Here is an 8,330-nt window from a genome sequence, read left to right on the forward strand (position 1 = left end):
GATAAAATGGCAAAGAAAAAAAGAAGACAAACAAGAAGTAAGGATGGTTTTAAACGAACAGTTAAATTCGAATTACTTGGACTCATATTAATTGCGTTAGCAACTATCTCAATTGCTAGACTCGGCGCGGTCGGACATGCTGTGGTGACGTTTTTTCGATTCTTTTCGGGCGAATGGTATATGGTGAATTTAATTAGTTTGGCGGTCATTGGTGCCTATTTTATGTGGAAAAGAGAAATTCCTTCCTTTTTTCAAACAAGATTGATTGGAATTTATTTTATTGTGTCAGCCCTATTGCTTCTGAGTCATGTGACATTGTTTGAACTTCTTGCAAACGATGGGAGAACAGAAAGTCCAAGTGTAATTAAGAATACATTTGAGCTTTTTTGGATGGATGTCAGAGGAGAAACAAGTACAACTGATTTAGGCGGGGGAATGATCGGAGCTCTTTTATTCGCTATTTCTTATTATTTGTTTGCTGAGGCAGGAACGAAAATTATTGCTACTCTATTCTTTATTATTGGGTTCATCCTATTTACGGGTAAAACATTAGGTGAACCATTAGGGAAAGCTATTATTGCATTCGGACAGTTTCTAAAGAAGCAGCTACACGCTTTTGGTGATGATATGAAAAATTGGAAGAATGAACGTTCCGAAAAAACCAAGAAAAAGAAGGAAGAAAAACAAAAAGAACTAGAGAAAAAGGAACAAGAAGAGAGAGTTATTCCTATATCTACAATGACACCACCAGAAGAAGAGGAAAGAAATATAGAGCCGATTATATCAAGCTTCACAGAAAGGGCCTATACTGAACCAACCGTGGATCAAGTAGGGAAAAAAGGGAAGGAACAGCAACAACAAACGGAAGAAGATAGTGTTCCACCGATTACCTTTACCGAAGTGGAAAATAAAGATTATGAGCTACCACCAATCCGTTTGTTAAAAGCACCTCGTCATACGGACCAAAGTGGAGAATATGAACTAATACATGCGAATGCAGCAAAGCTTGAACGAACGTTCTTGAGCTTTGGGGTAAAAGCAAAAGTAACGCAAGTTCACTTAGGTCCAGCTGTTACAAAGTACGAAGTTCACCCAGATGTGGGTGTTAAGGTCAGTAAAATTGTGAACTTAAGCGATGACTTAGCACTAGCTTTAGCTGCTAAGGATATTCGAATGGAGGCACCTATTCCAGGTAAATCAGCGATTGGAATTGAGGTTCCTAACTCAGAGGTAGCGATGGTTTCGCTACGCGAGGTACTCGAATCAAAGAAGAACGACCGACCAGAAGCAAAGTTAATGATTGGGCTTGGGCGGGACATTACAGGCGAGGCTGTATTAGCTGAACTAAACAAAATGCCTCACTTACTTGTTGCTGGTGCAACGGGAAGCGGAAAGAGTGTATGTATTAATGGGATTATTACGAGCATCTTAATGAGAGCCAAGCCTCATGAGGTGAAATTAATGATGATCGACCCGAAAATGGTTGAACTAAACGTATATAATGGGGTTCCACATCTATTAGCCCCTGTTGTGACAGACCCTAAGAAAGCGTCACAGGCATTAAAAAAGGTAGTTAGTGAAATGGAAAGAAGGTATGAGCTCTTTTCACACACGGGAACACGCAATATTGAGGGGTACAATGATTATATTCGTAGAATCAATCTGGAGGAAGATACAAAGCAGCCGCTTCTTCCTTATATTGTCGTTATTGTAGATGAGCTTGCTGATTTAATGATGGTCGCATCTTCAGATGTTGAAGATGCTATAACAAGATTAGCTCAAATGGCTCGTGCTGCGGGTATTCACTTAATTATAGCTACACAGCGCCCATCTGTTGATGTAATAACAGGTGTCATTAAAGCTAATATCCCATCAAGAATAGCTTTTGCTGTTTCCTCTCAAATCGATTCACGCACCATTCTGGATTCTGGAGGAGCTGAAAAGCTGCTAGGTCGTGGAGATATGTTATTTATGCCAGTGGGAGCATCAAAGCCTATCCGCGTACAGGGAGCATTTTTATCGGACGAAGAAGTAGAAGAGATAGTCGATTTTGTCATAGGTCAACAAAAGGCACAGTATCAACAGGAAATGATTCCTGATGATATTCCAGAAACTACCTCCGAAGTGGACGATGATTTATATAACGATGCCGTTGACCTCATTCTTGAAATGCAAACGGCGTCTGTCTCTATGCTGCAGCGTAGATTTCGTATTGGTTATTCTCGTGCAGCACGTCTGATTGATGAGATGGAGCTTCGAGGAGTGGTTGGACCGTACGAAGGTAGTAAACCACGTACGGTGTTAATGTCGAAGCCGGCTGAAGACTCCTCTGTTGGAAAAGTTGACTAGGAAGGGCGATTTACATCGCCTTTCTATTTAGAACATATTGGAAACGTTTTCAACGTGTTTAGTGTGTCATAATGTGACTGAGAGTGCTGATTTTAAAACATGTGAAATAAGTTAACACGTTTTTTCGACAAAATTCATAAACTCTATTTATTTATACCTAAAAAAGTGTTATAGTATTTTCGATTAGTAGGAATGATTGAACATCAGAGGTCTGATGTCTTTAGAAATGGTTGGAGGATACTTGCATGTCTATTAAGTCAGATAACCGACATTTGTATTTACAGGTCATCGATCGGCTAAAAAAGGATATTGAGTCGGGGATATACAAAGAGAAAGAAAAACTCCCCTCTGAATTTGACCTTGCCAAGCAGCTCGGTGTGAGCAGAGCAACTCTCAGAGAAGCACTGCGAATTCTTGAAGAGGAGAACGTTATAATTCGCCGTCATGGAGTGGGTACATTTGTCCACGCTAAGCCTCTATTTACGTCGGGAATTGAACAACTAAATAGCGTAACGAACATGATTGTTCAAGCAGGTATGAAACCAGGTACCATTTTCTTAAGCTCATCAACTCAAGGGGCTACCGAAGAGGACATCCGTCGTTTTTCATGTTCTGTTGATGACGAAATTGTAGTAATGGAGAGAGTTCGAACAGCCAATGGAGAACCAGTTGTATATTGTATCGACAAAGTTCCCAACAAAATTCTACCCGAAACCTTTTCACATGGAGAGGAATCAATCTTCAACATACTAGAAGAGGAAGCAAATCGGAATATTACATACGCTGTGGCTCAAATCGAACCAATCGGTTATCACGAGAAAATTTCACCAATCTTGGAATGTGATCCTGAAACTGCTTTGCTTGTATTAAAGCAAATGCATTTTGATGAAATGGATGAACCAATCCTTTTTTCGGTAAACTACTTTAGAGCCGATAAATTTAGTTTTCATGTTCTTAGGAAAAGAATATAATTTTCTTAAAAAAGAGTGAAGCTAATGTTTCATCGGATTGATCTAGCGTTCTTGCTAAATCCAACAAAACTCATAGGGGGTTTCAAACCATGAAAAAGCGTAAATTCGGTTTAGCTCTATCATTGGTTCTTGCTGCTGGAACAATTTTAGGTGCATGTGGAAAAGCAGAAGAAGAAAACAATGCAGCTGAAGGTGGCAACAAAGAAAAAACAGAAGACGCATTCACAGTAGCAATGGTTACTGACGTAGGTGGAGTGGATGACAAGTCATTCAACCAATCTGCATGGGAAGGTCTTCAAGCTTATGGTAAAGAAGTTGGCCTTGAAAAAGGAAAAGATGGTTTTGACTACCTACAATCACAATCAGATGCTGATTATTCTACAAACTTAAACACTCTTGCTCGCCAAGATTTTGATCTAGTATTCGGTATTGGTTTCCTTATGGAAGGTGCAATTAAAGAAATTGCTGGACAACAAAAGGACCATAACTTCGCAATTGTTGATGCTCTTGTTGAAGAACCAAACGTTGTAAGCATTATGTTTAAAGAGCAAGAAGCTGCTTTCTTAGCTGGTGTTGCTGCTGCAAAAGCAACTACATCTAATAAGATTGGTTTCATTGGTGGAATGGAAATTCCTGTTATCGAGCGTTTCGAAACTGGATTTAAAGCTGGTGTTGCAGCAGTGAATCCTGACATTACAGTTGACGTACAATATGCTGGCGCATTCGACAAAGCTGAGGTTGGTCAAACCATTGCTTCTAGCATGTATTCTAAAGGTATTGATGTAATTTTCCACGCAGCTGGTGGTACTGGTAACGGTCTATTCAAAGAAGCTCGTGACCTTAAGAAGAAAGAGCCTGCAAGACAAGTATGGGCTATCGGTGTTGACTCTGACCAAACTGCTGAAGGTGTAGTTGAAATTGATGGGAAAGAGCATAACGTAATCATAACTTCTGCACTTAAGCGTGTTGACAACGCAGTAAAAGACCTTTCTTTAAAAGCTAAAGGTGGGGACTTCCCAGGTGGAGAAACTATTACTTACGGTCTAGCTGAAGATGGTGTTGGTTTAGCTCCAATTAATTCTGAAGTTGCTACAAAAGCTGACATTGAAACAGCTGTTGCTGAATTCTCTGATAAAATTAGAAATGGTGATCTTGTGATCCCTTCTACTTTAGAAGAATTAAAATCTTTCTCTGCACAATAATGTTTGGACAAAGGAATAAGAGGATTTTCCTACCTCTTATTCCTTTTTTAAGGAAAAAGTAGAAATGGAACTGAAGGGTAGAATGCTTCTACTTTTCATTTGCATTTTTATTAATAGGGGAATTCACCCAAAAAATAAAAGGTCATACTACGTGCTTGGGAAACCAAGTTTTTTAAAAATTGCCAAAGGTCTGACCTCTTACTTTTATGAATAATTTGCTTAAACTTTGAGCAAGGAGTGAGAAGAGAATGGAATATGTTATTGAAATGCTAGGTATCCGTAAAGAATTTCCAGGAATAGTTGCAAACGATAATATTACTTTGCAACTACAGCAAGGAGAAATTCATGCATTGCTTGGTGAAAACGGTGCAGGAAAATCAACATTGATGAACGTGCTGTTTGGTTTATATCAGCCAGAACAAGGGGAAATTCGTGTTCGGGGGAAGTCGGTGAAAATTACGAATCCAAACATTGCTAATGATTTGGGTATTGGAATGGTTCATCAACATTTTATGTTAGTAGACAAGTTTACGGTAACAGAAAACATTATCCTTGGTAAGGAAACAAAATCAGGTTTGAAAATAGATTTAAAAAAGGCCGAGCAAGAGGTCAGAGAAATTTCTGAGCGCTATGGACTAGCAGTTGATCCACAAGCGAAAATTGCTGATATTTCTGTTGGAATGCAGCAAAGGGTAGAAATATTGAAAACGCTCTATAGAGGTGCTGAGATTCTTATTTTTGATGAGCCAACAGCTGTCTTGACTCCTCAAGAAATAAAAGAACTTATACAAATAATGAAAACGCTTATTAAAGAGGGTAAGTCAATCATTCTAATTACTCATAAGCTTAAGGAAATTATGGAGGTATGTGACCGTTGCACCGTTATCCGTAAGGGTGTTGGGATAGGGACAGTAAATGTAAGGGAAACAAATCCTAATGAACTTGCAAGCTTGATGGTTGGACGTGAAGTGACGTTTAAAACAGAAAAGGCAGATGCAAAGCCTGCTCAAAATGTCCTCGAAATAAATGATTTAGTAGTAAAAGACTCAAGGGGCTTAACGGCTGTAAATAACTTAAAGCTTTCTGTTAAGGCTGGGGAAATCCTTGGAATCGCTGGTGTGGATGGAAATGGTCAGACAGAATTAATTGAATCTATTACTGGTTTACGTAGGTCAGAAAGCGGTTCAATCCAGCTAAATGGGAAAGAAATTCGAAATCTATCACCCCGTAAAATTACTGAGGCTGGGACAGGCCATATTCCGCAGGACCGTCATAAGCACGGGCTAGTTTTAGATTTTCCTATTGGGGAAAACATGGTTTTGCAAACGTACTATAAGTCACCTTTTTCAAAAGCTGGTGTTTTAAGTTTTAAAGAAATCTACCAAAAAGCTAAATCACTTATTCAAGAGTTTGATGTACGTACACCAAGCGAATATACTCTTGCAAGAGCTCTTTCTGGGGGGAACCAACAAAAAGCTATCATTGGCCGTGAGGTAGATCGTAATCCAGACTTACTCATCGCAGCACAGCCAACACGCGGACTTGATGTAGGGGCAATAGAGTTTATTCATAAGCGTCTAATTGAACAACGAGACAATGGAAAAGCGGTATTATTGCTATCCTTTGAACTTGATGAAATTCTTAATGTGAGTGACCGAATTGCGGTTATCTATGAAGGAGAAATTGTTGCTATTGTTAATCCAAAGGAAACAACGGAACAGGAACTTGGATTATTAATGGCTGGTTCCAAACAGAAGGAAGTAGGTGAACAAACAAATGTCTAATCGTGTGAAAAATATTATTGTTCCTATTATGGCTGTTATTCTGGGGATCTTAGTCGGAACCATTATTATGATTGTGACTGGATACGATGCTGTAGCTGCATTTACAGCCCTTTGGAACGGTGCATTTGGGGAGATTTATTATACGGGGGAAGTTATCCGCCAGGTGACTCCACTTATTTTAGCAGGTTTATCCGTGGCGTTTGCCTTCCGCACTGGTCTTTTTAATATTGGTGTTGAGGGACAGTTAATCGTAGGTTGGCTGGCAGCTGTTTGGGTAGGGGTTGCGTTCAACCTTCCACCTGTTATTCATACACTTGTGGCAGTACTTGCAGCAGCTTTGGCTGGTGCTCTATGGGCATTTATTCCTGGGTTTTTAAAAGCGAAATTCCGTGTTCATGAAGTAATCGTAACAATCATGTTAAATTATACGGCTCTTCATGTGACAAACTATATTATCCGCACGGTTCTATCCGAAAAGAGTGACCGTACGGAGATGATCAAGGAAACAGCAACGTTACGTTCGTCCTTCCTAGAAGGCTTAACAGACTATTCACGCTTACACTGGGGAATTGTAATTGCATTAATAGGTGTATTTATTATGTGGTTCCTTCTTGAAAAAACAACACGTGGATATGAATTACGTTCAGTAGGATTCAATCAGCATGCTTCTCATTACGCTGGGATGAATGTAAATACAAATATTATCCTTTCAATGGTCATTTCAGGTGCTTTTGCTGGACTAGCAGGAGCAATGGAAGGGCTAGGTACATTTGGTTATGCATCCATTAAAGGTGGCTTTACAGGAGTTGGATTTGATGGGATTGCCGTTGCCCTACTTGGAGGAAATGGACCTATTGGTGTTATTTTAGCAGCATTACTTTTTGGAGCGTTAAAAGTTGGGGCTTTAAATATGCCTCTTGAATCGGGCGTTCCAAATGAACTAGTTGATATTATCATTGCTTTAATTGTGTTCTTTGTTGCAGCGAGTTATATGATTCGACTGTTTATTGATCGTATTAGTAAAAAGGGGGTGAAGTAAGTGGGATTAATGGATATCTTGTATATCGTAATACCTTCTACTTTACTTTGGGCAGCACCACTTATTTTCACTGCATTAGGTGGTAATTTTTCAGAGCGTTCTGGGATCGTTAATATTGGCCTAGAAGGATTAATGGTAATTGGCGCATTTACAGCAATCGTATTCAATCTTGCTTTTGACCAGACACTAGGAAACCTAACTCCATGGATTGCGTTATTAGCGGCAATGGTTGTTGGTGGTCTATTATCTGTACTACATGCCGTTGCATCTATTACATTTCGAGCAGACCAGACCGTTTCTGGGGTGGCGATCAACCTTTTGGCAATTGGTGCAGCTCTTTTCCTTGTTAAGCTTTTTTACGGAAAAGGTCAAACAGATATCATTCAAAAAGGGTTTAGTAAGATTGATATACCAGTGTTAAGTGATATACCTATTCTTGGGAAATTATTCTTTACCAATACGTACTACACGTCATTTGTGGCTATTATCGTTGCGTTTATCGCATGGTTTGTGATGTTTAAAACACCGTTTGGTCTTCGACTTCGTGCAGTTGGTGAGCATCCAATGGCAGCAGATACAATGGGGATTAACGTTACAAAAATGAGATATATTGGAGTAATCATCTCCGGAGCATTAGGAGGTATTGGTGGGGGAGTATACGCCCAGTCTATTTCGTCAGACTTCAGCCATGCAACGATTTCTGGACAAGGCTTTATGGCACTTGCTGCATTAATCTTTGGTAAGTGGCATCCACTAGGAGCCATGGGTGCAGCACTATTCTTCGGTTTTGCACAAAGCTTAAGTATCATTGGATCAAGCTTACCATTATTGGAAAATATCCCAAGTGTATACTTATTAATCGCGCCATACATCTTAACCATCCTAGCATTAACAGGATTCATCGGTAGAGCAGAAGGACCAAAAGCACTCGGAACAGCATATATTAAAGGGAATCGATAAATCTCCGTTTTTACGGAGATTTTAG

The 8,330-nt window shown here is 39.6% G+C and carries 6 protein-coding genes; all 6 read left to right on the forward strand.

Translation table 11 applies throughout. From position 1 onward, the window contains the following. Window positions 1–6: 6 nt before the first annotated feature. The 6 genes from BKO01S_RS11250 (at window position 7) to BKO01S_RS11275 (ending at window position 8,305) form a co-directional block, all read left to right on the forward strand. Window positions 7–2,349 (forward strand): DNA translocase FtsK, encoded by a 2,343-nt coding sequence (locus BKO01S_RS11250; protein ID WP_066053447.1) that lies wholly within the window; start codon window positions 7–9, stop codon window positions 2,347–2,349. Between the two features lie 245 nt (window positions 2,350–2,594). Further along, window positions 2,595–3,320 (forward strand): GntR family transcriptional regulator, encoded by a 726-nt coding sequence (locus tag BKO01S_RS11255; protein ID WP_066053450.1) that lies wholly within the window; start codon window positions 2,595–2,597, stop codon window positions 3,318–3,320. 89 nt (window positions 3,321–3,409) lie between these two features. After that, window positions 3,410–4,522, forward strand: a complete 1,113-nt coding sequence (locus BKO01S_RS11260) for a BMP family lipoprotein (protein WP_066053452.1) — start codon at window positions 3,410–3,412, stop codon at window positions 4,520–4,522. 248 nt (window positions 4,523–4,770) lie between these two features. After that, the gene (locus tag BKO01S_RS11265) at window positions 4,771–6,306 is read left to right on the forward strand and encodes an ABC transporter ATP-binding protein (RefSeq protein WP_066053455.1); all 1,536 of its coding nucleotides are present in this window, start codon (window positions 4,771–4,773) and stop codon (window positions 6,304–6,306) included. Next, window positions 6,299–7,345 (forward strand): ABC transporter permease, encoded by a 1,047-nt coding sequence (locus BKO01S_RS11270; RefSeq protein ID WP_066053461.1) that lies wholly within the window; start codon window positions 6,299–6,301, stop codon window positions 7,343–7,345. The genes BKO01S_RS11265 and BKO01S_RS11270 overlap by 8 nt, the downstream gene beginning before the upstream one ends. Continuing rightward, the gene (locus BKO01S_RS11275; RefSeq protein ID WP_066053465.1) at window positions 7,346–8,305 is read left to right on the forward strand and encodes an ABC transporter permease; all 960 of its coding nucleotides are present in this window, start codon (window positions 7,346–7,348) and stop codon (window positions 8,303–8,305) included. The last annotated feature ends 25 nt before the right edge of the window (window positions 8,306–8,330 follow it).

The sequence above is a fragment of the Robertmurraya korlensis NBRC 107688 genome (assembly GCF_001591645.1).
Lineage (GTDB): Bacteria > Bacillota > Bacilli > Bacillales > Cytobacillaceae > Robertmurraya_A.

Bases quoted from the DNA above. Each gene is read 5' to 3' on its own strand.
- BKO01S_RS11260 (WP_066053452.1), top strand. From the start codon at position 3,410: ATGAAAAAGCGTAAATTCGGTTTAGCTCTATCATTGGTTCTTGCTGCT.
- BKO01S_RS11265 (WP_066053455.1), top strand. From the start codon at position 4,771: ATGGAATATGTTATTGAAATGCTAGGTATCCGTAAAGAATTTCCAGGA.
- BKO01S_RS11255 (WP_066053450.1), top strand. From the start codon at position 2,595: ATGTCTATTAAGTCAGATAACCGACATTTGTATTTACAGGTCATCGAT.
- BKO01S_RS11250 (WP_066053447.1), top strand. From the start codon at position 7: ATGGCAAAGAAAAAAAGAAGACAAACAAGAAGTAAGGATGGTTTTAAA.
- BKO01S_RS11270 (WP_066053461.1), top strand. From the start codon at position 6,299: ATGTCTAATCGTGTGAAAAATATTATTGTTCCTATTATGGCTGTTATT.